We start from the raw sequence: 25033 nt of genomic DNA, 5'->3' as shown, positions 1-25033 counted from the left end.
ACTTCCACTCGTTTTTAATTAAGTCATTAATAGTTTATTCTATATAAGTATATCTCAATAAAAGGAAGATTCTGTAAATGAAATACGAAATTGATAGATTAAAAAACAACCTCGAAGTTATCTTCGTTGATTTACCAGGTAGTAACGTTGCGACAGCTCAGATTTGGTTTAGAGCTGGAAGCACACTTGAAGCCAGGGAAGATCATGGAATTGCACACTTTCTCGAGCATATGTTTTTCAAAGGAACGCAAACGAGACCTGGAGCAGCCATTGCTCACGAAGTGGAGTCGTTCGGTGGTGAGATTAATGCATTCACATCTTTTGATTACACTTGCTATTACATCAATACTCCCAACTCAAATCTAAATCAAACACTAGATATTCTTCTCGACATGGTTTCTAATCCACAATTTAAAATTGAAGATCTTATTCCAGAGCGTGAAGTAGTTTTTGAAGAATTCAGAAGAAGTATTGATAGTCCAAATCAATACTCTTTTCATAAGATTCAAAAGTCTTCTTTCACTGGTGGTTATGCTCACGCAATTCTAGGAAATGAAAAAACAATTAAAAACTTCTCACGCGAACAGCTAATGAACTTTCGTGAAAAATATTACAATAGTTCGAACTCCTTTCTTGTCGTTGCTGGAGATATTTCAAGAAAAGAAGAGATCATCAAGAAGATTGAATCTTTCGAGCTTCCAAATGGAAATGCTGCAAAGAAGCCATCATTTAAGCTGAAGTCGAAACCGACAATTGAAATGCACAACAAAGATGTTAGGATGGGACAGCTATCCCTTACGATTCAATCTCCTGGAATGGATCATAAATCAGCAGCAGCTGAAGACCTGGCCTATAATACTTTGGGACATGGGGAAAGTTCACCATTACACAAAGCTCTTGTTCTTAAGGACTCTATTGCTAATCACTGTGCTTCATCTACAATGTTTTTCTGTGAAGGTGGCATTCATTTTTTAAGAATCAATTTTCCTGTCGAAAACTATAAGAAAGTTATAAAGCTTCTTGAAGATACACTTGGAAATATTATAAAAAATGGTATTTCATCAGAAGATATTACTAAAATTAAGAATCAATACATTGCTTCTAAAGTGTATTCAAAAGAATCGATTGAGTCTTTTGCCTTTGCTCTAGGAAGCAGTTATGCACAGACCGAAAATATTGAAAGTGAGAATATTTTCATCGAAAGAATTAGAAAGACCACTTTAAAAGAAGTTAATGCCGCATACCAAGATATTTTCTCGCGCCCAATGCACATTAGCCTTCAACTTCCAAAGTCTGAGCAGTTAGAAAACTACAAGAAACCACTTGAGACACTTTCAAAAAATATTTCAAGACATACAAAGCCCATTAAGAGCGAAAATTACAAAGTCACGAAGTCAAAGTATGATCCGAATACTTCCCTTTATGAAGTTATTCCGGGAATTAATTTATTATATCGTCACAACCCAATGACTCCGACTTTCGTTCTTCACGCCTACCTTAAAGGTGGAATTACTGAAGAAACACAAAAAACGAGTGGAATTTACAGTATTACAGCAAGTCTCCTCACAAAAGGTTACAAAGGGGTTTCACAGGAAGCATTAAGACATGATCTTGAAAATAAATCAGCAAGCCTTAGTCACTTCTCTGGAAAAAATGCTTTTGGATTAACGATGCATGGTCAAACAGACCACTTTAAGGAGTTGAGTAATCATTTCCTTAAGTCTTTGATGGAACCGTCTTTTCAACAAAAGCATCTTACACATGAAATCAAAATGATTAAGAGAAGCTTAGATGCTCAAAAAGAAGATGCTACAAAAAATTGTTTCAGATTAGCTACAGAGAAGCTCTTTGCAGGACACCCTTATGGACAAAGTATCATTGGCACTGAGGATTCAATTAAAAAAATCAAAAGAGCTGATATAGTCAAACTTCATGATGACAATCTCAAAAAGCGAGAGATTCTTTTTACATATTGTGGAGACCTAACAGCAGAAGAAGTAATTGAAGAAATCAAACTACATACAAAATCACTAAAGGCACGTAAAATTGTAAAACTCAAGGCGAAGCCAGTGAAGAAACTTAAGGCGGAAACACTTCATCTCGATTTTGATCGCGAACAAACGCAAATCTTTATTGGTACGCAGACAAAGTCGCTTTCTAGCAAAGAAAATACTGTTTTAAAAATGATTACAACTCACCTTTCTGGTCAATCTTCTGAACTTTTTGTAGATGTTCGAGACAGAAAAGGACTTTGTTATGTAGCCCAGCCAGTACATATGAATGCTCTTGAAGCTGGTTACTGGGGGATCTACATGGCCAGTGGTCATGATAAAGTTGAAGCAGCAATTGATGCCATTAAAACTATTATCGATAGACTTAGTAAAGAAGGTCTTTCAAAACAAGACTTCGATCGTATTAAGATAATGATAGAGGGACAAAATCAACTCAATCTTCAAGTTAATGATGATTATGCAAATGTCTACTCTGTTCCAACTTTACAAGGAAAGGGACTTGATTATTTCCATGAGTCTAATAAAGAAATTTCTACTTTGAAGTATGCCGATTTCCAAAAGGAACTTAAATCTGCTTTCTCAAAAAATTGGATTACTGTTACTGTTGGAAGATGAGAACCGGGCCTACTTAAAGTAGGTCCTTATATTTTTTCTTGTAACGTTGATGAATTTTCAGCCAAATATTATCATCTTTTTTATACAAAATATTATATTGAAACCGTTTTTTTTCAATTTCTTTCAAATCGAGATCTTCTGTCTCTTTATTTGATTCTGTCTTTAACGCCACATTCTGACTTTCCAGAGTAACCTTTTTAGCCTTTGGTTTTACTATTCTTCCATTAGATAATTTTTGAACCTGCTCAAATGTAATTGTATTAAAGTCTGGCCTAAGCATTCCTGAATAAAAATTAAAATATTCATCAAAATCTGCTTTAGTTGATTTTTCTAATTGAGCTATAGGTATCATTTTCTTATCATTCAGAATATTTGCATTCTCTTCGACAATTTTCACATCTCTTTCAATACTTTCATTCATTTTTTTCATGTCATAATTTGCGAAAACAACACCCTTCTTCTGGCTTCTGATAAAATGCTCAAGCGCATAACTACTTTTTAATGTTTCCCCCATCTTCTTTTGATCTTCCACAGGGTAATTTGCAAACACTGTTTTCATATCTTCGCTGAAGAACTGGTAAGACTTTTCGCATCCAATATCCGAAATACATAAACTTAATTCATTTTTCATTTTATCACCATCGATCATCGCATAAACCTCTGGAGCTATAACATCTAGGACCTGAAGAAATATTTTTTGATACTCTAGTTCAAAAAGTGTTGTCTCTTGGCGATTTTCAATAGAACCAGTATACTTAGACTTTAAGTACTCAAGTGTTTCTTTTTTTTCTTTTGAGTACTTTACTTGTGCCTCAATACTCTGAAAATCAGAATAGATAATGTAAATATTTTGTCCTATTACGAGATATCTTCCTGTTGGACTTCTCATGAATTTATCAACCGCTTCTCGTTGTGTATTCAACATTGTTCGAACGGCATAACGTGTTCCAATATCAATGGCCTCTGATTTTAATTTTCCACCAATGCCTTTTGATTTATCTTCACCCTTAAACTCTTCTATAACATTAATAATCATTTCTTCTGCATAAGCAGCAGAGTTATCTTCTCGGATAGTCTGTACATCTGCTTTTGCTTTTCCATCAGCACCATACTCAGATTTAACCCCCTTTCCCTTTCTGTGGTCTTTAAGGGTCTTATATGTATCTGAGTTTCTGATATCCTTTCCCTTCTGCTTCAAATAAGAGCCTGCAGAACTTAACTTCTCTCCCATCCACATGAATGGCTTCAAATACCAAGGAGTCGGCTTTTCTTCTTTAGTTTCGACAATCTTCTTTTCAGCTTCTGCAGCAGCATCATTAAGACCTTGAGTCTTTTTCTCCTCAGCTTCCTTAACAACCTTTTGTGTGTTCCAGCAAGACTCTTCTGCTGCAGCCGCACTTCCTGCTGTTGAAGCTTGTGCTAGCATCTCTTGTGTCGTTAGAATTTGACTTGTTAAGAACAATCCAAGAGCAGGATATTTTAGAGTACGATACAAGTTTAGTCGTTTCTGCTCGAGAGTCTCCCACCTAATTTGATAATCAATTGCCTTGAGATGAACATCTCTTTTATCTTCAGGGATTTTTGTATTTTTATCCTCACCAAGCTTATTCTCTTGAGCGTATTTTTCTAATTCACCTGCTTCGCCTTCAAACTCTTTTTTTAGGTCTCTCCCATTTTTCCAAGTGATAACATGATTTGTGATATCAGAAGTAAGAGTTAGCATATAGCCAACATGATTTAACTTTGCAGACGTAGAACAGATTGGCTGATTCATCTGCTTGCGATAACTCATATATTTTGAAATAAAGAAACCCGGTGTCCCTGCTCGCTTGATTAAATATTTCGAAAGTGGTCTTGCGACATTCTTCCCAATACCGTATTCTCCACCTTGAAATTCTTCAATAGTATCTGCAACCTTATCTGCACCTCTCACAAATATATTAGAGCTACCTTCATCTTGTGCAAAGGATAGAGGTTGAATAAAAAGAGAGAATATCAAAGTATATATATTAATTTTTTTCATCAGATTATTTTAATCTATTTTGCATTAAATAAAATACTAGGACGCTTTTACTCTATGATGATTAGCGAATAAAAGAATCGGATTAGTCTGATATTCACTACTGGTTTTCTGAACCATTTGCATCAGATTTGCTAGTGTCTCAAATTGACTGGATAAAATTTTATAAAATGAGTTCACATCATAGAAAGATGGTACAAAGGCATCAAGCCTGGAATATGCAGCCTGACCAATTTCTTGATAGTAGCGATAATCAACTAGCTTTTCATTGATTGAGTCATAGAAATAACCACACATCAGTAATGCTGTATCTCCAATATCTTGCAGAGACCTTTGCTGCTCTTTTCGCTCAAGCTGAGTTGACTCCATTAGCTTGATACCAAGGATTTTATTTCTCACCCTTCCATCAACTGTCTCGTAGTATTCATTTGAATGGCCAAATTTATCCATCACAAGGCTAGAATAATAAATTGTTTCATTAGGTAATGGACTTTGAAATTTTTTGTTCACTTCAAGAAGCTGATCAAAGAAAAATGACTGCAGGCTTGTTTCTAAGATGAGTTCAGATTGTTGATTGACAGGTTTTTTAAACACTTCCCCTCCACGTTCTCTAACTACAACTTTATCATATCAACGCCGTGCACACTTTTCAAAAGGTAAGAATTTTCTGCCTTTTAAACATAATTATTATATAATTTTGATGTAAAAACTTGACTGAGGAATTAGCAATGACAAGTACTTTAGGGCACTTAGACACATTAAATATTGATAATATTCTAAAGCTGACAGAATCGAAAAAAGCAATCCTCTTTGACATGGATGGCACAATTTTAAATAGCGAATGCTTACATTTTGAGGCAATACATCTCATAACACAAAAACAGTCTCCTTATACAATAGATGACCTCTATGGCCTTGCTGATACCGATGTTTACCCCCTCATCTCAAAATATATGAGCCATGACCTAGATAACTTTCTTAAAGCAAAAAATGATCTGATGCTCGATCTTATTCCTGCCACTGATCCAAATACAATCATCAAGCCCGAGATGCAGAAGCTTCTAAAATTACTTAACGAAAGTGGAAAAACTCTAGCAGTCGTTACCGCGAGCGAGGACGTAATAACTCATTCTCTGCTCGATCACTGCGGAGTATCTAAATACTTTAAATTAGTAGTTACAAGACAAGATACAGTGTTATCAAAACCACACCCTGCCCCTTACCAGTACGCATTAAAAGTGCTAAAGATAGACAAAAAAAATAGTTTAATTTTTGAAGACTCACCAACTGGCCTGCAAGCGGCTAAAGCTTCTGGCATAGATACCTTTCAAGTATCTTGGTACGAGCATAAATAGGAAAGACAATGAGTAATTACCAACCACCAAAAATCGACAAGCGAACGTGGAAAGATCTTGCGACCAAAGAAACAAAAGGAAAAGGGCCGAAAGAGACTCTTACTCCAGAAAATATCACAGTCCAATCTCTCTACACAGAAGAAGATGTAAAAGATCTCCCATTCCAAAATACAATGCCAGGATTCGAACCATTTATTCGTGGTCCACGTGCCACAATGTACACAGGTCGTCCTTGGACAATTAGACAGTACGCAGGTTTTTCTACTGCTGAAGAATCAAATAACTTTTACAAGAAAGCACTCGCCGCTGGTGGGCAAGGTGTTTCTGTTGCCTTTGATCTCGCAACACACAGAGGATATGATTCTGACCACCCACGTGTAAAAGGTGATGTTGGAAAAGCCGGAGTAGCAATTGATAGTGTTGAAGATATGAAAGTTCTTTTCGATCAAATTCCACTTGATAAAGTTTCAGTTTCAATGACAATGAATGGAGCCGTTCTTCCAATTCTTGCAGGCTATGTTGTGGCTGCTGAAGAGCAAGGCGTTTCACAAGATCAACTTTCAGGCACAATTCAAAATGATATTCTAAAAGAGTTTATGGTTAGAAACACTTACATCTTTCCACCAAAACCTTCAATGAAGATCATTGCAGATATTTTTGAATATACTTCAAAAAATATGCCGAAGTTTAACTCTATCTCAATCTCTGGATATCATATTCAAGAAGCGGGTGCAGATGCCGCTCTTGAACTTGCTTATACACTAGCAGACGGAAAAGAGTATATCGAAACAGCTTTAGCTGCTGGGATGAAAATTGATGACTTTGCCCCAAGACTTTCCTTCTTTTTTGGTATTGGAATGAATTTCTATATGGAGATTGCAAAGCTTAGAGCTGCAAGACTTCTGTGGTCTGAAATAGTTTCTAAGTATGAACCAAAAAATCAAAGTTCACTAATGCTTAGAACACACTGCCAAACATCTGGTTGGTCATTAACAGAACAAGATCCTTATAACAATATAATTAGAACGACTGTTGAAGCGATGGCAGCAGTTTTTGGTGGAACACAGTCTCTTCACACAAATGCTTTTGATGAAGCGATCGCACTTCCGACAGAATTCTCTGCAAGAATTGCAAGAAATACACAGATCATTCTCCAAGAGGAAACAGGTATCACAAATACTGTTGACCCATGGGGAGGATCTTACATGATGGAAAGCCTTACTCATGAGATTGCAGAGAAAGCTCGTGCTATAATTAAAGAAGTAGATGCTTCTGGAGGTATGTCTAAAGCGATTGAGACAGGTGTTCCTAAACTTAAAATTGAAGAAGCTGCAGCAGCAAAACAAGCTCGTATCGACAAAGGTGAAGATGTTATTGTCGGTGTTAATAAGTACAAACCAACAACAGAAGATAAAGTCGAAGTTTTAGATATCGATAACGTTGCTGTTTTAAACTCTCAAATTAGACGTCTTGAAGAACTACGTGCGAACAGAGATGAGTCTCAAGTCGAAGCATGTATGGAAGCACTAACAAGATACGCAGAAACAGGTGAAGGTAACGGACTTGACCTTGCAATTAAAGCAGTTCGTGCAAGATGTTCAGTTGGTGAAATCACTTATGCTCTAGAGAAGGTCTGGGGAAGATATAATGCGAACTCAAAAACTGTTGCTGGTGTTTATGGTAAGGCTTATGAAAACGATGACAACTGGAAAAGTATCATGAAAGAAATTGATGATTTTGAAAAAGAGTTTGGAAGACGCCCAAGAATGCTCGTCGCTAAAATGGGACAAGACGGTCACGATCGTGGAGCAAAAGTAATTGCCACAGCATTTGCAGATGTTGGTTTTGATATCGACCTAGCGCCACTATTTTCAACTCCAGAAGAAGTTGCAAAACAGGCTGTTGAAAATGATGTGCACATTGTTGGTGTCTCATCCCAAGCTGCAGGTCACAAGACACTTATTCCTGATCTTATCAGCGAACTTAAAAAATTAGACGCTGAAGATATTATTGTTGTATGTGGTGGAGTTATCCCAAAACAAGATTACGATTTCCTAGTTAAAGCAGGAGTTAAGGGAATCTTTGGTCCAGGTACTCCAATCCCTGAAGCAGCTAAAGGCGTTCTTGAAGCTGTAAAAGCGGCAATGAAGTAGGAACAAATATGAGTGAGATAAAAGCATCAGACATTAGTGCAGGAAAAATTAGAGCTTTATCAAAGGCAATCACTCTTAGTGAGAGTAAGAAGCCAGAGCATCAAAAGCAGGCCCAAGCACTTATTGAAGAACTTCTACCTCACACGGGAAATACAATTCGAATTGGAATCTCAGGGACTCCAGGTGTTGGTAAATCAACATTTATTGAGTCCCTAGGCCTTCACCTAACTTCACTTGGTAAGAAGGTTGCGGTTCTCGCAATCGATCCAAGTTCTCCAGTCTCAGGAGGAAGCATCTTAGGTGATAAAACAAGAATGGAAAGACTCTCTCAGGAGCCAAATGCCTATATTCGTCCAAGTCCTACATCAGGAACTCTTGGTGGTGTTGCTCAAAAAACAAGAGAAGCAATGCTACTTTGTGAAGCTGCAGGCTTTGATGTTATTCTCATCGAAACTGTTGGTGTCGGACAATCAGAGTTTGCGGTTTCTGATATGGTAGATCTTTTCACTGTTCTGCTTCTTCCTGGAGCAGGAGACGAGCTCCAAGGAATTAAAAAAGGTATTATAGAGGTTTCCGATTATATTCTTATTAATAAAGCAGAAGGTGAAAACCTTGGTCGTGCAAAATCAACACAGAGTGAATATCTAAGTGCAATGAATATCATGTCTCGCAGTGCTGTTTGGAAGCCACGTGTGAAACTCATTTCGGCTCTTGAAAATTCAGGAATCAAAGAATACTGGGAAGATGTTCTCGAGTATATCGAAGTAACAACTAAATATGACTTCTTAAAAAATAAAAGACTTAATCAAAACAAGAAGTGGTTAAATAGTTTGTTTTTAGAAATGATAAAAAGTAAAATTTCAGAGAACCCAAAGCTTCAAAGTGAGTTTAAAAAGCTTGAGAGTAATGTTGTTCAAAATAAATCGACACCCTTTAAGAGTGCCGAAAAAATGCTTGAATTATTATTTACAAGTGACCTCAACTGATTGAGGAGCCCCTCTTTTATAAATAAGCTTTAAAGTACTTGCCAGATCTCCAGGGGACACTGAAAGAGTAAATGTTCTGACATTTCCCTCGTTTACACTTGCAAAATAATAGTTACCTGATCCATTTACGTTTTTAAGACTGATTGATTCTTGAGGAGTTGAAAGTTCACCATTCCCCGTTGAATCGACACTAATACCAAATCCGCCAGCGCCAGTACATTCAAGAGCATAAGAACTAGTTCCCATTAAGACAAGTGCTGCATAAATTAATTTTTTCATCATAAACTCCATATCTTCTATTATAATTGAATAATAATATTATCGCCCTGAAATTCGATCATCGAACCGACGATAGCTTTCTTCATAATTCCAAGAAGAACCTTCTTCCATTTTATTTTAATCCAACCAAGTGGTACAGCGATATCACTGACTTTAATAATAATTTGATCTTTTTCTGGTAAGTGAACAGCCTGTCCCTTAACATCGACATGGAACTTCGTTGTAACTCCAAGAATCTTTGTATAGGCATTCGCTGAAAGCTTTACATTCTTATTAATCATCTTAATTGAGATATCTGCCGCGTCTTTTTCTTTACTCTTAATATGTGACGTTGGGTCAACATTCTTTGATAAAATATCACCATAACTCCACCAAAGTTTATCTTCATCTCTTGAAACAAGGCGTGGAATCCTCACCTCACCATTTTTTAGACATTCTCCAATCATCGAATGAAGATCATAAGCAGTCGCTTTTGCACTCTTATCACAATTCAATTCCAAGTCATAAGTTGTAACACTACTGACCTTATCAACAAATTGAATAACAGGTGCCTTGAAGCTTAACTTTTCGTTCTGAATTTTAATCTCTTCTGTTTCGAGATAAAACTTTGTATCGTCTGTTTTATTGTTTACCACAATTTTAGGAACAGTGAGATCAATTGTATTTTCGCAATCTTTTTTAAATACTTCTGAATCAAATACTTTCATGTCAGTTTTTTTCTGACAAACAAGATTAGCTTCAGCCATTTCCACAAAATATTTCGACACTGTCATATCTGCTGAAGTTGCCTTCGCCTGTATCAAGGTTGAATCATTTAGATCAATATTTGATAGATTTGCATTAAAAGTTAACTTATCGCCATCCTCATAATCCATTACCATATTAAGTTCTAGAGGTCTTGCATAGTCATTAGAGTTAAGAGACATCTCAGTCATACAACCATATTCAATCCCCTCTGCAGAGGCCATATCAAGTTCTTCATCGTTAGCAGTACAGAATGCAGTAAAGTTCTTAAGCCCTAACTTCATATCATCAAGGCCAAATGAGAAATCTTCTCCCGTAAAAGAGAAAAAGAGAGGATTAATAATGGCTGAGCTATTTTTTGTAGAGATACTTTTTATATCATTAAATCCACTATTCTCTCCCATTCCAAAATCTAGGTTCATAAATGGAGTCGTAAAACTGATTATATTATTCTTCCAGTACATCTGCGCATCAAACATTTGATCTTTATTCTTCATATTAAAGCTAAGATCAGCTCGAGACATTTTAGCTTCAGTAAATTTCAAGTGCCCACTAGCGACAGAAGGATTCGCTGGTCTTTCGTAATCCCATTTCTCAAACCCAATTTCTAGGAAGTTAACACTTTCAACTTCAGCATATACAACTGAGTTTACCAATAATAATGTCGCGATAATTTTTTTCATGGAACCATTATCCTCATTTCATGAGGAAAATGGCTTAATATAGTAATATTAACAAGGGTGTCAAAAGTTTAGACACTAATTTTGCTTACACCCTAAATAAGCAAATAACCTATCTTCGTACATTACATCTTCCAATGAATACTTATACTTATCAATAAATACAGTCAGGGTATAAATATCTCTTAGATTTGTTTGTTCTTCACCAGCATAGGCGCCACCAAATTTATAACTATAATAACCAAGAACACATGCCTGCTTTTGGTATTGAAAAGTATCCTTGTCAAAGAAAGATCCTTTAATCTTCCCCTCTGAAAGAAAGTCATAAACGCCAAGGTCATACTTATTTACTACAATTACTTGGTTTGCTCCACGTTCTTGAATAAGATTCATTACCTTAAGCTTCTCACTCAAAGCAATCTCTCCCCTAAGCTTTCCAGTTGTCATTCCATTAAACCATGCCCCAAATTCCCAAGCAGAAAGAATAAGAACAAGAACAATCAAGCCTTTTTTATATTCTTTTGGCGCATGTGCAATACTCATTCCCTTTAAAATAAGTAATACAACGAGAGCCTCCGTAAAATAATCTGATGCATTCGAAAATTCATAAATTGCAAAATATAGAAGGATGAAATATGCAAATATTGAAACAACCATTTTCTTAGCATTCGTAAATCTTAGTCCCAAGAAGACAGCAATATTAACAAGACAACTTAGAACCAGATATCCCTTACTACTTCCACCGATAATGAAGTATTCCAAATAACTTCTTTGATCAACCAGAACCATGGCCATATGACGTAGGTATTCCAGGTTAAAAAAGCTCGATTTAAAAATATTATGATCTGTTACAAACTCGTAATAAAACTGGTCATACATTTTAGTCACAATAAATGCGAGGAGTACTGTAAGAAAGCTAAAAACGACTTTGAAAGTTTTTGTCTTCAATAACCCAAGAACCCTTTTCTTATCACCAAAAGCTAAAAGCACCAATATGATATTCAAGATAAAGATAAACTTTGTTAAAAGTCCAAGTGTGGCAGTTAAAATTACATACTTTGCACTTTTCTTCTCAAGAATTTGATAGGCTAGTAGAACCGTAAAGAAAAAGATAAACTTATCAGGATAATATGGCCCACCAAAGTACATAAGAACAGGAGATAGTACCATTAAAGCGAGGGCTACCGGTTGATCATCTTTTGAAAAAAATCTTGATAGAATCTTATCTAAAAAATAGAAAGTTGCACAAACTAATATTAAATTCACCAGCTGAAGTGCAAACACAGGTCCAATTATTACAGATAATAACTTAATAATAATATAGATAAATCCTGTTTCTCTCGCCTGAAATAAAAGAGGGATCGTTGTGCTTCCAAAAGAAAAAGCAACAACTGGCTCGACGTTACTCTTAATAATACCCCAAGTGCTGAAATCAACAAGTGATTCGAAGCTGTTATTTCCAATTCTAACCCAACCATCAATAAGACCAAGCGATGTATCATCACCAAAGGATAAGCAATAAAAACTGATAATAAATTGGATAACAACAAATAAAAGGATATTAATTTTTCTCATAGAAAAATTTTATCTTTCAAAAGGAATAATGTAAATAATTGACCGAAATCAGCTTGTACGTGGAAATATTCTTCTGTCCCCCAAAATTAACAGTGTCTTTATACGTTAGTGAGATGGCATTTTCTTCATTTACTTCATGAGACAGAGAAATAGATGCAAAGTTTTCAATCGAATTAGAAGACTCTATTACTTCACTATCTTTATAGAGCTTGTCCTTACCAATTACATCTCTTCCTATTGTGAAGGAAAGATCTGCAAAGTCATATAGTGAACTAAAACTATAGCTTCCACTCACATTATAACCCAAATCCCTCTCTACTTTTCCCTTGCCAGTATCACCAGTAAATGTTCCGACTCCTCCAAAAGAAAGTAAAAGCTGATGACGTCCATAAACTTTTAAAAGGACTAAGTTGGCAGAAAGGCTATAAAAACCACTACTACTAATATCTTCACCGGCCGTAGTTTCATAATCATACTTTGAATTTCCAAGAGGAATATTAAACACAAAAGACGCAAAACCACGAGGCTTCCAAATACTGTAATATGTTTCTGGAAACACTTCATAGCCATAGAAGAACTTTAAATCCCCCGGATTAATTTCACTTCTTTCAGTAGCACCTTCCCCCTTCGTAATCTTCACCCCATTAAGTTCTAAGCCTGCTTGATGATAGGCCAAAAAGCTTTTAGCATATCCCAAACTTACAACTTCTTTAATTTCGAGTCCCGATTTTTTTCTTTGTACTTCACTACCCTTAGAATCAATATCACTCAGGTAAGTTGTATTTGAATATGCAAGAGATAGCTTTATCGCAGCGTCATTAAGGATAAGATTCTGACTACCACCTCCACCACCACAACAAGAAGCGGCCAAAAGAGATGTTTGAACAATGAGAAAAATAATAACTTTCAAAGAATAATTGGCCAACTTAAACTCGTATTTAGCTTTATGCTTTTTATTATCAAGATCCAATTCCCAGGCATCGTAAAGTACATATCCCTTAAAAGAATATTTCCACTCTGATCAAGTGAAACATTAATAGGATATGAACCATGCCCATGCTCAGGCATCCAAAGGTAAATTTCAAGGTCACTTATATCAATAAAGTCTTGTTCCCCATCAACTTGAGTAATATTTAACTTAGCCTGATTCTCATTATAAAGAATAAATTCTCCATCATGGCGAAAATCTAAATCATAAGATCCAAGTCTTTTCCCCTTAGCTAAAGATCCATCAGCAATCTCAGTAGGTTTAGAATTATTTAATAACTCTGAAGTAAACGGAGATTTTCCACATGATGTAATCAGTATAAATATTAAAAATAAGCTTAAAATCTTAATGATGATGTCCTCCACCATTTCCATTTCCAGAAAGGTCTACTTTAACAGCATTCTCTTCAACAAGGTCACCATACTCAGAAAGTTGAATCTTTACTTGCCAGTATCCTTTCATCCCGTGCATGAAAAATTTTGCATCATTTACTTCAAATTTTCCTTCTGATATTTCATTCCATGTCATTGCTGGCCCACCATGCTGATGTCCGTTATCCATCACCATCCATGCTATGAAGCCAACATCAGCTTGCGGTGTTACTGGTACGTGATTATAATCACCCTTCTTCCAAAACGTCACTTCAAAAGAATTATCGACATTTGCTATTGGCGCTTTTTTCCAATTTAAAATTGCACAAAGATTCTCTGACTTGAACTCAAGAGGACAATGAGCAAAAGCTCCAAGAGATAAGAACATTGCAAAAACTAATTTCATCTATAACTCCTATTATCTTGCGATATAACAACCGAGGGCTTTTGCATGCGCCATTCTTGGTTGATTTCCATTACTAATATCATTTAACGCATTTTCTAAGTAAAAATTCTTTGCACTCGTCATGTGTCTTGAATCAGCAACACCACCATGAAATACAATATTTTTTTTAGCATCTAAAACAAAAACATGAGGCGTCTTTAGAGCCTCAAAGATATTTGCATATTTTAGTTCTTTATCCTGAATAACGGGAAAATGAACATCAAAGTTAGAAAAGTAATTCTTTGCTACATCTGTACTGAGTGTCTTCGAAGAATGAAAACCAAAGAACTGAATATCCTTATATTTTTCAGACAACTTATTTAGATAATCAAAGTAACTTTTTGAACATGGGCATGAAGCACTAAAGAACATAAAGACATTAAACTTAGCATTCAATTCGATACTCTTATTTTCCATTGTACGCAGATCAAGACCCTCGATATTTTTCATATCAATTTTATTGGCCCAAACCATAAATGGAAAAAGCATTAGAAGAAATATTTCCATTACTGCTATTTAGCGTGAACAAGCTAGCAAGTAAATGCAGCATATTGTTGCAGGAGTTACTTAACGGGCGAGTATTTTTTAAGCTTTCTTTGTAAGCTCTGACGATGAATTCCCAATATTTTCGATGCCTTAGTAATATTTCCCTGACAGGAATTTAGGACAAATTCAATATGTTCTCGCTCGGCCTGGTCCAGCGACAAAGCTTCATCATTATCCTGTTTAAAAGAAAGTGGCAGGTCTAAGATTTTGCTTTTTAAAACGTCATATTTTATTGGTTTCGTTAGATAATCATCAGCCCCTAACTTCATCGCCTCAACAGTTGTTGAAATAGAACCATAGCCAGTTAACATAATGATTTTGGTTTCTGATCCTACGACTTTTCTAATATCTGCTAAAAAATTAGTAGATGTTTCAGTTCCTAGTCTAAGATCAAGAATAAGTGAGTGACAAGCAGGTCGGGCCTTAAGAAAACTAGCGACTGTATTATAATAACTTACTTCAAAGCCATCATCATTAAAATCCAAGGATAAGGATTCACAAAAATTAATATCATCATCAACAATTATAATCTTCATTTTTCTTTACTAAACACTAGGCTAACTACAGCACCCTCTTTGTTATTACTAACGGCAAGTTCACCTTTTAAATAATTCATATAGGTTTTCAAGTTATATAGCCCAATCCCAAGCCCTTGGCCACCCTTTGAAGATACAAATGGCTTTCCAAAATTATCTAAAGCCTCTTTTGAGAAACCAACACCATTATCAACAAAGTTAAGCTTAACAAATTTATCACTCTCTTCAAGCTCTACATTAACTCTTGAGGCACTGGCTTCTAAACTATTATCAAGAATATCATCGATAAACTTTTCTAATATTTTTCTATCAATTAAAACATGGACTTCTTCAATATTAACTCCAATCTCAATTTCAACATCATTTCTTCTTGTTTTCAAATCCTCTAGAACGTCGCTTATATTTGTGAACTTTGATCCAGACAAACTCTGATCACTAATAGCACTTTCTCGGATATGTCTAAGCAGTTTTTCAATCTCCTCCTGTGCCTCTTCTAGCATTGGTAACTCCGTCTCTTTAAATCGTCCATTTGTAAGCCGATCAATCTTTAATCTCATCGTATTTAACGGAGTTCCAATTTTGTGACAAAGGGCTGCAGTCATCGCGCCGATAAGAGCTAATTCATTTTCACTTTTCTCTCTAGACCTCAAAGAGTTTAACTCTCCCTCATATTCATCTTGCTTAACTTTAAAAAGAAAAAGTAGAAGAAAAATATAAACTGAGAAAATATATATCGGGTCAAGATAATTAACTTGTGGAGTGAACTGAAAGATAGAGCTCGATTGAATAGCAATACCGATAAATGTGATCACCAACAACTTGAAAACATCCCTAATATTTAAAAGCAGCAGTGAAAAAATAGCGGGAATAAAAACAATCAGATAGTAAGAGTTTTTCAAACCGCCTGAAAAATAAACAACGAGATTGATAAGTAAAATGTCGATGTAGAATTCATTCGTCAGATTGATATTTTTTACTTTGATCCTGTTGAAGTTATAAACAACCCCAACAACGATACTAAGGTTGTAAAATATAAATTGACGATATGAAATTGACGTAAGCTCGATAAGGTAAAGGCCCAGAAAAGAAAGCAGTATTAAAGTAAACCAGCGAAGATTTAAAATAATATCTTTCTTTTCCATTTAAAGTTTTCCCACACCCTGTCTAATGATTTCAGCTGCTCCACTTGTAAAGTCAACAATTGTAGATTGACCAGCGAATTCATACTCCCCTGGATCAATAATCATCTGTAGACTATTCCCAATCGCTTCTTCAATTTGATAACTATAAACATTATCTTCATCTAAACCATATTTAGCGTAGTCAATATTTGTCGACATCACGACTTCACCATGAACAGCGAGTAATTTCTCTACAAGTGTCGATGGGATAAATCTTATCCCTACCTGATGATCCATTTTATTTGCTTGAACGGCCTTCGTTATCTTCTTTGTCGCTTCAAAGATAAAGGTAAAATGACCTGGAGTAATCCTTCTAAGAATTTTAAAAATACTATCATCAATTAGTGCTACTTCACTCGCTCTTGAAATTGAATCGCACAACAAGGAGAAATGATGGAGCTTATCTACATTTTTAAATTTATAGATCTTCTCCACCCCTTGTTTAGAGAATGGATCAGCTATCACGACCCAATTAGTATCCGTTGGAATACAAACGAGCTCACCTTTCTTAATGAGCTCAGATGCACGCCTTAATACTCTATCATCTGGATTTTCAGCAATCACATACTCAATCACAATTACCTCATGAATTTTAAAAATTCGCTATCTGAAGATAAGATTAACTTTGTATCTTTTTTAATTGAAGCCTTGTAAGCATCCATTGATCTCATAAATTCATAGAACCCTGGATCTTTAGCGAATACCTTCGCATAAATTGCCGACGCCTTAGCTTCCGCCTGGCCTTTAATTTTTTGCGATTTCTTATAAGCTTCAGATGTAATTAGCCTTAAATCTTTTTCAAGACGACCTTCGATCTTAGCTTTTTCACCTTCACCAATTGATCTAATTTTTGCTGCGATTCTCTTTCTTTCTGAGATCATTCTTTCATAAACTTTTTGCTCAACTGTTTTCTCGTAAGAAATACGACGAAGTTGAACATCAATTAGCTCAATCCCAAACTCTCTAAGTTCGGCATCTGCTTTTTCAACAATTAACTGACTCAGTTTTTCTCTTCCAACAAAAACCTCTTCAATATCACCAGTAATCTCTTCGTTGATATCATTCACGTCTGTTGATTTCTCATTATTGTTTATCTTCTCGATAATTGCGTTCGAGTCCCTTACGGCCTCAACAAGATTATGAGATGAAATCACATTACGAGTTGCAGAGTCTAGGACAGTATCAATTCTCGCCTTTGCACCACTTGTATTTCTTACTGTCTGAATAAACTTAAGTGCATCAACAACTCTAAATCTTGCAGTTGTATCAACTTTAATAAATTTCTTATCCTTTGTAGGAATTTGATTTGGATATCCATCCCAAGACAGCATTCTCTTATCAACATATCTTACGTCTTGAACAAATGGCGTTTTAAAATGTAATCCAGCCTGAGTTACAGGCTTCCCAACCGGCTTACCAAACTCAGTGATAATCGCTTGTCTTCCTTCATCTAAAACGAATAAAGAATTCTTACCAAGCATTAATCCTGCTAGAACTAGAATAATTACTAATGGAAATTTACTCATTTTCCACCTCCAGTCAGTTGTCCGTTATATACAGGCAGAACACCTTTAATTTTCGTATCAATGATTGTGATATCATCAAAGTTCTTGTAAAGACTCTCCATCGTTTCAAGATAGATTCTTTTCTTCGTAATTTTTGGTGCTCTTTGATATTCTTTTAGGATTTCTTCAAACTTAGCAACATTACCTTGAGCTCTGTTAATAAGTTCGATTGAAAAACCTTCCGCTTGAGAAATTTGTTTCTCCGCCTTACCTCTCGCTTCAGGGATAACTTTGTTATATGCCCCTTCAGCTTCATTAATGGCCTTCTCTTGCTCCTGTTTAGCTTCATTGACCTCATTGAATGAAGCCTTAACCACTTGTGGAGGATTCACGTCTTGAAGCTTAACAGAGATAATTTGAATACCAATGTCGTACTTATTTAAGACAGATTGCATCAACTCTTGTGCAGTCGTCTCAATCTCAACTTTTCCTGTCGTTAAAGTTTCAGATACTGATCTATCTCCTACGACACGTCTCATAATAGACTCAGAAACATCTCTGACTGTTTGAATAGGCTCTGCAACTTGGAAAATATACTTAAATGGATCTGCAATTCTATATTGCACGGCCCACTCAACGTCAGCAACGTTTAAGTCCCCAGTAAGCATAAGAGACTCAACATCCATATCTTTTCCATCTCGATATTGTGTCACTCTTCTTGAAGTGCTTGCAGTTCTAAACCCAAACTCTTCTTGAAGAACTCTCTTTGTTTTTACCTTAATTACTTCATCTACTCCTAATGGAATTTTAAAATGTAAACCTGGTGAGTTTGTACCTGTGAATTTCCCAAGACGAATAACAACCGCTTCTTCATCCGGTTCTACTGTGTAAAATGACGTGTAAGTACCAACAACTAAAATAAGCAAAACGAAAAAAGGCCCTATCATCTTTAGGGCCTTATCTAAATCTTGCTTCATTTTTTCAAAGTCGTTGGATGGTTGTCTCTGATTAAAAGACATAATTCCTCCAATTTAGTTTGCTTCAACTTCCATCATTAGGACGTTTTCTTCTAAAGTGTCTCCAACTTTAACATGAATTGCTTTAACAATACCATCAATTCCGGATTTAATTTCGTTTTCCATTTTCATGGCCTCTAAAATTAAAACAGCCTCACCCTTTTTAACTTGGCTTCCGACCTCAACATTGATTTTAACAACCTTACCTGGCATCTTAGTTAAAAGCTCACCTTCGTCAGCACCACCAAGCCCTGATGGCTTGAATCCTCTGAAGATATTGTAAACAGTATCAACATTTATCATTCTCGATGGAAGATCTTGTCTTGGAATTTTCTTCCAAGCAACTTTATCCGTTGAAATGAAATATTGTCCGCATAGTTTTCTTACGTGAACAACTTGTTGATTTACAACTTGATTGTCCTGAATTGTTGAGTAGTTGTACTCAACATTGTCATAGCTGTGAACAGTAGTCTTTGTAAGATCAATTATTAATTCTTTACCTTCATCATCTATTAAATAGGTTCTCATTATTAAATCCCCATTCTTCTAGCTTCAACACCTGCAAGTACTTCATAGAAGCGTAGGTGGTTAAAGTCAGTTTTCACACATTCTTGAGGTGCAATTTCTTTGATGTAGTTAGTTGTATAAATACCTTCACAGAATTTTTGTTCTCTAAGAATAACTTTTAAAAGTGGCATATTTGTCTTAAGCCCTTCTATAAAAAGACCATCAAGAGCTGCTCTCATTTTTCTAACAGCAACATCTCTAATGATACCTTTGCAAACAAGCTTTCCAACCATTGGATCAAAGTCTGGTGTTACTTCTAGACCTTTAAATAGACAGTGATCAAAACGAGTTCCTTGTGGGAAGTTTGTTTCAAAGCCTGTTACTAGACCAGGAGCTGGCAACATTGTAATTGGATCTTCAGCACAAATACGACATTCGATCGCATGCCCAGTTCTCTTAATAAATTCCTGTGATGGAATTCCTAAACTATCACCTAATGCTGATTGAATCATACAAACGATAAGATCCATTCCTGTGATTTCTTCAGTAATCGGGTGCTCAACCTGAATACGAGTATTCATCTCAAGAAAGTAAAAACTCTTATCTTCACCCATGATGAATTCAACAGTACCAGCAGAATCATAGTTAACAGCTTTTGCAAGCTTAACCGCTGTATTACAGATATTCTGCCTTAACTCTTCATCTTCCCCAATAAATGGAGATGGTGCCTCTTCAATAATTTTTTGGTGACGTCTTTGAACAGAACATTCTCTTTCAAAGAAGTGAAAGACATTTCCTTGCTTATCAGCAAGAATCTGAACTTCAATGTGTCTTGGATTAACAATTAGTTTTTCAACTAAAAGATCACCATTATTAAATGCTGCTTTAGACTCTCTTCCTACGGCATCAAAGTTTGCTCTAACTTCTTCTTCGTTATTGCAAACTCTCATCCCCCTACCACCACCACCGGCAACGGCTTTTAGAAGTATTGGGTACCCAATTTGTGCAGCAATTTTAATTGCTCCCTCTACTGTTGGAACCGCTTCATCCGTACCTGGAACAGTTGGTACTCCAACTTCATTCGCAAGCTTCTTAGATGTGGCCTTATCTCCCATCACTTGAATTGCATCAACATTTGGACCGATGAAAGTAATTCCAGCGGCCTGTAGCGCTCTAGCAAAACCAGCGTTTTCAGATAAGAATCCATACCCTGGGTGAACAGCATCGACGTTATATTTCTTTGCTACTTCAACTAATTTGTCTACGTTCAGATAAGTTTCAGCATTCGAAGAACCTTCAAGGTGAACCCACTCATCACAAAATTGTAAGTGAGTTGCATTACGCTCATTATCAGTCCAAAGACCAATAGCAGTGTGCCCAAGTTCACGACATGCTTTAGCAACACGTGAAGCAATCTCTCCACGGTTTGCAATCATTATCCTTCTACTTTCGTTCTTTTGCTGTCTGATCATAATTGAATATTCCCATGTTTACGTTCTGGTCTTTCAACTTGCTTATCTTTAAGTACTCTTAGGTACTCATAGATTCTCTTACGTGTTTCTTCTGGAAGAATAATCGCATCAAGATAACCTCTTTCTGCAGCTACGTAAGGGTTTGCAAAATTGTTTTCATAGTTTGCAACAAGCTCAGCTTTCTTCTTATCAAAGGCTTCACCAGTTAGACCTGCTAGTTCATGTCTAAATACAATATTTACTGCACCTTCAGCACCCATAACCGCGATCTCTCCAGTTGGGTATGCAAGGTTAATATCAGCTCTAATGTGCTTAGATGCCATAACGTCATAAGCTCCACCATAAGACTTTCTTGTAATAAGTGTAATTAGTGGAACAGTCGCTTCTGCATATGCATAAAGAAGTTTCGATCCGTGCTTAATAATCCCACCGTACTCTTGAACTGTACCCGGTAAGAAACCTGGAACATCTACAAGTGAAACGATTGGAATATCAAAAGCGTCACAGAATCTAATGAAACGAGCTGCTTTACATGAAGAATCGATATCAAGAACACCAGCTAATACTTCTGGTTGGTTTGCAACGATACCAATTTTAATTCCACCAATTGAAGCGAAACCAACAATGATATTTCTTGCATAGTCTTTATGAACTTCTAGGAATTGTCCCTCATCCACGATATCAAGAATTACTTCTTTCATATCATATGGCTTCTTTGGATTTCCTGGAATTACAGTTTTAAGTTTAGAGTTATCTCTATAAACTGGATCTGCTGTATACCTTGGTTCCTGCTTTCTAAAGTTTGAAGCTGGAATATAAGCAAGTAATTCTCTCACTCTCTCAAAGCAATCATCTTCATCACGGCACTTAAACTGCGCAACACCAGACTTCTCTGCGTGAGTCGCAGCCCCACCAAGTTCTTCTTTTGTCACTTCTTCGTGAGTAACTGTCTTAATAACATCTGGTCCAGTTACGAACATATAAGATGTCTTATCAACCATGAAGATAAAATCTGTTACAGCTGGCGAATAAACCGCTCCACCTGCAGATGGCCCCATGATTAAAGAAATTTGAGGAATAACACCTGAAGCTTTTACGTTTCTCCAAAAGATTTCCGCGTATCCACCAAGAGCATCAACACCCTCTTGAATTCTTGCTCCACCTGAATCTTGAATACCAATAACTGGGATTCTATTTTCAAGAGCAAAATCCATTATCTTACAAATTTTCTTTGCGTGTGCTTCACCAAGTGCTCCACCCCAACAAGTAAAGTCTTGCGAGTATAGTGCAATCTTTTGTCCGTTAATTTCCGCGATACCAGTAACAACACCGTCTCCGTAGAATTTATTTTCATCCATTCCGAAGTTCACACAACGATGAGTAACGAACTTATCAAATTCAATAAATGTTCCTGGATCAATTAAACGCTCAATTCTTTCACGAGCAGTATACTTTCCTTGGTCGTGTTGTTTTGCAATTCTGCCTTCTCCACCACCTAGATCTGCTAAGTTTCTTCTTTCTATTAAAAGCGCTCTCTTTTGCTCGAGTACTTCGTCAGTAGCCATAACTAACCTCCATTATAGTGCCGCGACCATTTTTGGTTCAAAAATGCGGCATTACCCAACGAAAAATGATTTCGAAGTTTACACCTATATGACTAGAAATGACTATTGACCCTGCGTTACTTAGACTTTGCGCACAAAAAAGGCCTCAAAACGAGGCCTAGTCTGCTTATTGTTGATTTGGCTTATTCACCAGCTGCTTTTTTTCTCTTATCAAGTTCATATTTTTCAACTTTCATAATAAGACTCGCTCTCGAAATCCCAAGTTCCTTAGCCAATTTTGACTTATTGAAATTACATCTCTTAAGCCCCTCTCTAATCATGATCACCTCAAGCTCATGAAGCGCGTCTTTAAGCTTACCATTAGTGTTTACACCTCTAGTATTTGCCTCTGGAGCTGCTCCAAAATCAAGAATCTGTGGGCTCAATAGATCAGGAGTAATTGTCTTATCTTCACCAGCAAGTACCACAAGTCTCTCAACTTCGTTCTCAAGCTGTCTTACGTTCCCTGGCCATGCATAATCTAACATCTTCTCCATACACTTCTTCGAGAATTGCTTCATCGGCATTCCCTGCTCGTCACACTTTCTCTTTAGGAAGTGATCCATCAGCACAGGAATATCCTCTTTTCTCTCTTTAAGTGACGGAAGATTCACATTCAGAACATTGATTCTATAATAAAGGTCTTCTCTGAATTCACCAGAAGCCATCATCTTCTTTAGATCTTTATTCGTCGCCGCTAATATCCTAACATCCGTTTTTCTAGATGCCTCAGCCCCAACTGGCATATAAGTACCTTCCTGAAGAACACGAAGTAACTTAACCTGCATACTCAGTGAAGTATCCCCGATTTCATCTAGGAATAATGTCCCACCATTAGCCACTTCAAAGAAACCTGGCTTATCTTTAATCGCTCCCGTAAATGCACCTTTTACGTGCCCAAACAGTTCCGAATCAAGTAGGTTGTCATTAAACGCCGAACAGTTTACTGCAAGAAATTGATAGTCCTTACGTGGCGAATGAAAATGAATCGCCTTCGCAATTAGTTCTTTCCCTGTCCCGTTCTCACCTTGGATCAGAACCGAGGATTCAGAGTTAGAAATTCTCTCAAGTAGAGTATAGATCTTCTGCATCGGTTTCGATTTCCCAATCATATTATGGTACCTAAATTTCTCACCAAGCTCAGAATTTAGCATATGGATTCTTTCTTCTCTTTTTGAGATCTCACTATGGAAAGTAACAACCTCTCCAGACACTAGACCAACAAGCTCTTCAAGATACTCAACTTCACTCGCTGAAAGCATTTTAAGGTGAGATACAGCATTTTGTGCATCTGCCTCAACTGCGCCATTTTCAACAAGCATCTTCACGAGAGAAGTCTTATCTGCCTCAGTGAATGTATCAAAAACAAACGGTAGAGCGAAAACTGTCCCCAGCCTTTCTCCATCAATTTCAATCCTCGAAGCAATCATCTTCACACCCGGAAAGTATGAATCACAAACACTGATTGACTGTTTTGACTGGTACATATCTTCAGTAATTCTTTCGATATCACTTGCTAGAAAGTCATAACCGTGTGGAAGTGACATCTGAACTTTAAAAAAATGATTCTTAAATTCATAATCTTTATCCATATGCCCACTTCTAACTTTGTAATGTGCATCTGTATAAATCGCTTCTACTCCAAACCACTTATTTAATATCTCTTCTAACTTTGAGATAACGTGAAGTCCCTTGAGATCATTCCAGTTAATCATTTGACAGCTCCGTGTTTAATCAACCCCGATACGAGGTATTTACTGTCAAACTTTTCGGCAATCTAATTTTTAAACTTAAATCTATTTTGATAAATTTTTAGACACTAGCGAAAGCAATATGTTGAAGACTCAACTATATTGCTAAGTAGTTCATAACACGTGAAATATACGACTGTAACTTCCAATCTTGGGGACCTACAAACTTCGTCATATTCAATTTTTTCGTGTTAAAAAGGAAAGTTTCTGGAACTTTTACGACACCAAATTTAGTCATGGCCTGATTTGTTTTGTCATGAATTAAGACAATATTTGAAGATAAAGTGCCAAATCTTTTCATAAATTTTTTAATTTTTATGTCATCATCATTTACGGCCAGTAGAACAACTTTGACATTCATCTCACCTAATTTTTTAGAAAACTCTAGAAACTCTGGCAATTCAAACTCACATGGAGCACACCAAGTTCCCCAAAAATGAACCAGCATTCCATTTGAACCAGAAAGTATTTCATCGAATGTTATAGGCTTATCAGAATTGAACTCAGTCAAACCCTGAATAGCAGGCAATTCTTTTAACACTGGAGCTGCACTCTCATCAAAGTATGAGTCCATCTTCTTCTTCTCGTAAATAGAGAAGCCAATCGCAACAGCTAGTATTAAAAATATAATTGTAAATTTAGATGATATTTTCATAGGCTCAATATAAAAAAGGCTTCTCAAAATGAGAAGC

The 25033-nt window shown here is 36.3% G+C and carries 23 protein-coding genes; 4 read left to right on the top strand and 19 right to left on the bottom strand.

Going from position 1 to position 25033, the window contains the following annotated elements:
- Positions 1-77 precede the first annotated feature (77 nt).
- Positions 78-2627, top strand: a complete 2550-nt coding sequence (locus M900_RS04335) for a pitrilysin family protein (RefSeq protein ID WP_021273708.1) — start codon at positions 78-80, stop codon at positions 2625-2627.
- A 13-nt stretch (positions 2628-2640) separates the two neighbouring features.
- On the opposite strand, the gene M900_RS04330 is transcribed toward M900_RS04335, so the two are convergent.
- Together M900_RS04330 and M900_RS04325 are read right to left on the bottom strand one after the other, a co-directional pair.
- Positions 2641-4650, bottom strand: coding sequence for a hypothetical protein (locus M900_RS04330; RefSeq protein ID WP_021273713.1), 2010 nt, complete (start codon positions 4648-4650; stop codon positions 2641-2643).
- A gap of 36 nt (positions 4651-4686) precedes the next feature.
- Positions 4687-5241 (bottom strand): hypothetical protein, encoded by a 555-nt coding sequence (locus M900_RS04325; RefSeq protein ID WP_021273632.1) that lies wholly within the window; start codon positions 5239-5241, stop codon positions 4687-4689.
- 134 nt (positions 5242-5375) lie between these two features.
- Between M900_RS04325 and M900_RS04320 the strand changes: the two genes are divergently transcribed.
- The 3 genes from M900_RS04320 to meaB are packed head-to-tail and all read left to right on the top strand — an operon-like array spanning position 5376 to position 9141.
- Positions 5376-6002 carry an HAD family phosphatase gene (locus M900_RS04320; RefSeq protein ID WP_021273680.1) on the top strand — a complete coding sequence of 209 codons (627 nt, stop codon included), beginning with the start codon at positions 5376-5378 and terminating at the stop codon, positions 6000-6002.
- An 8-nt stretch (positions 6003-6010) separates the two neighbouring features.
- Complete coding sequence (gene scpA, locus M900_RS04315) at positions 6011-8155, top strand: methylmalonyl-CoA mutase (protein ID WP_021273597.1); 2145 nt, start codon at positions 6011-6013, stop codon at positions 8153-8155.
- An 8-nt stretch (positions 8156-8163) separates the two neighbouring features.
- The gene (meaB, locus tag M900_RS04310) at positions 8164-9141 is read left to right on the top strand and encodes a methylmalonyl Co-A mutase-associated GTPase MeaB (RefSeq protein WP_021273611.1); all 978 of its coding nucleotides are present in this window, start codon (positions 8164-8166) and stop codon (positions 9139-9141) included.
- On the opposite strand, the gene M900_RS04305 is transcribed toward meaB, so the two are convergent.
- The 17 genes from M900_RS04305 to M900_RS04225 form a co-directional block, all read right to left on the bottom strand.
- Positions 9118-9420: a hypothetical protein gene (locus M900_RS04305; protein ID WP_021273711.1), complete on the bottom strand. Its 303-nt coding sequence runs from the start codon at positions 9418-9420 to the stop codon at positions 9118-9120. The genes meaB and M900_RS04305 overlap by 24 nt on opposite strands.
- 20 nt (positions 9421-9440) lie before the next feature.
- The gene (locus M900_RS04300) at positions 9441-10847 is read right to left on the bottom strand and encodes a hypothetical protein (RefSeq protein WP_021273665.1); all 1407 of its coding nucleotides are present in this window, start codon (positions 10845-10847) and stop codon (positions 9441-9443) included.
- A gap of 75 nt (positions 10848-10922) precedes the next feature.
- The gene (locus M900_RS04295) at positions 10923-12419 is read right to left on the bottom strand and encodes a dolichyl-phosphate-mannose--protein mannosyltransferase (protein ID WP_021273641.1); all 1497 of its coding nucleotides are present in this window, start codon (positions 12417-12419) and stop codon (positions 10923-10925) included.
- A gap of 16 nt (positions 12420-12435) precedes the next feature.
- Complete coding sequence (locus tag M900_RS04290) at positions 12436-13329, bottom strand: hypothetical protein (RefSeq protein WP_198295938.1); 894 nt, start codon at positions 13327-13329, stop codon at positions 12436-12438.
- Positions 13326-13775 carry a hypothetical protein gene (locus M900_RS04285; RefSeq protein WP_021273593.1) on the bottom strand — a complete coding sequence of 150 codons (450 nt, stop codon included), beginning with the start codon at positions 13773-13775 and terminating at the stop codon, positions 13326-13328. Before M900_RS04285 ends, M900_RS04290 begins: the two co-directional genes overlap by 4 nt.
- The gene (locus M900_RS04280) at positions 13753-14184 is read right to left on the bottom strand and encodes a hypothetical protein (protein WP_021273648.1); all 432 of its coding nucleotides are present in this window, start codon (positions 14182-14184) and stop codon (positions 13753-13755) included. Before M900_RS04280 ends, M900_RS04285 begins: the two co-directional genes overlap by 23 nt.
- Positions 14185-14196: 12 nt before the next feature.
- Complete coding sequence (locus M900_RS16940) at positions 14197-14730, bottom strand: redoxin family protein (RefSeq protein ID WP_157680537.1); 534 nt, start codon at positions 14728-14730, stop codon at positions 14197-14199.
- Positions 14731-14786: 56 nt separating this feature from the next.
- Positions 14787-15305, bottom strand: coding sequence for a response regulator transcription factor (locus M900_RS04270; RefSeq protein WP_021273712.1), 519 nt, complete (start codon positions 15303-15305; stop codon positions 14787-14789).
- Entirely contained in the window at positions 15302-16447 is a 1146-nt protein-coding gene (locus M900_RS04265) for a sensor histidine kinase KdpD (RefSeq protein ID WP_021273606.1), read from the bottom strand. The genes M900_RS04270 and M900_RS04265 overlap by 4 nt, the downstream gene beginning before the upstream one ends.
- Entirely contained in the window at positions 16448-17062 is a 615-nt protein-coding gene (locus tag M900_RS04260; protein ID WP_021273679.1) for an L-threonylcarbamoyladenylate synthase, read from the bottom strand.
- 2 nt (positions 17063-17064) lie between these two features.
- Positions 17065-18012, bottom strand: coding sequence for a protease modulator HflC (gene hflC / locus M900_RS04255; RefSeq protein WP_021273621.1), 948 nt, complete (start codon positions 18010-18012; stop codon positions 17065-17067).
- A complete protein-coding gene (gene hflK / locus M900_RS04250; protein WP_021273677.1) occupies positions 18009-19010 on the bottom strand; it encodes an FtsH protease activity modulator HflK in 1002 nt (333 codons plus the stop codon). The genes hflC and hflK overlap by 4 nt, the downstream gene beginning before the upstream one ends.
- Before the next feature lie 12 nt (positions 19011-19022).
- Positions 19023-19535 carry a biotin/lipoyl-containing protein gene (locus tag M900_RS16935; protein ID WP_021273602.1) on the bottom strand — a complete coding sequence of 171 codons (513 nt, stop codon included), beginning with the start codon at positions 19533-19535 and terminating at the stop codon, positions 19023-19025.
- A 2-nt stretch (positions 19536-19537) separates the two neighbouring features.
- Complete coding sequence (locus M900_RS04240; protein WP_021273671.1) at positions 19538-20986, bottom strand: acetyl/propionyl/methylcrotonyl-CoA carboxylase subunit alpha; 1449 nt, start codon at positions 20984-20986, stop codon at positions 19538-19540.
- A complete protein-coding gene (locus M900_RS04235; protein WP_021273761.1) occupies positions 20983-22551 on the bottom strand; it encodes an acyl-CoA carboxylase subunit beta in 1569 nt (522 codons plus the stop codon). The genes M900_RS04240 and M900_RS04235 overlap by 4 nt, the downstream gene beginning before the upstream one ends.
- Before the next feature lie 182 nt (positions 22552-22733).
- A complete protein-coding gene (locus tag M900_RS04230) occupies positions 22734-24305 on the bottom strand; it encodes a sigma-54-dependent Fis family transcriptional regulator (protein ID WP_021273668.1) in 1572 nt (523 codons plus the stop codon).
- Between the two features lie 133 nt (positions 24306-24438).
- Positions 24439-24996 (bottom strand): redoxin domain-containing protein, encoded by a 558-nt coding sequence (locus M900_RS04225; protein ID WP_021273743.1) that lies wholly within the window; start codon positions 24994-24996, stop codon positions 24439-24441.
- Positions 24997-25033: the final 37 nt, after the last annotated feature.

The organism is Bacteriovorax sp. Seq25_V, from assembly GCF_000447795.1.
In the GTDB taxonomy this organism is placed as follows: domain Bacteria; phylum Bdellovibrionota; class Bacteriovoracia; order Bacteriovoracales; family Bacteriovoracaceae; genus Halobacteriovorax_A.
Note: the sequence above shows the minus strand (reverse complement) of the source record. Positions and strands in the feature narration are given on the sequence as shown.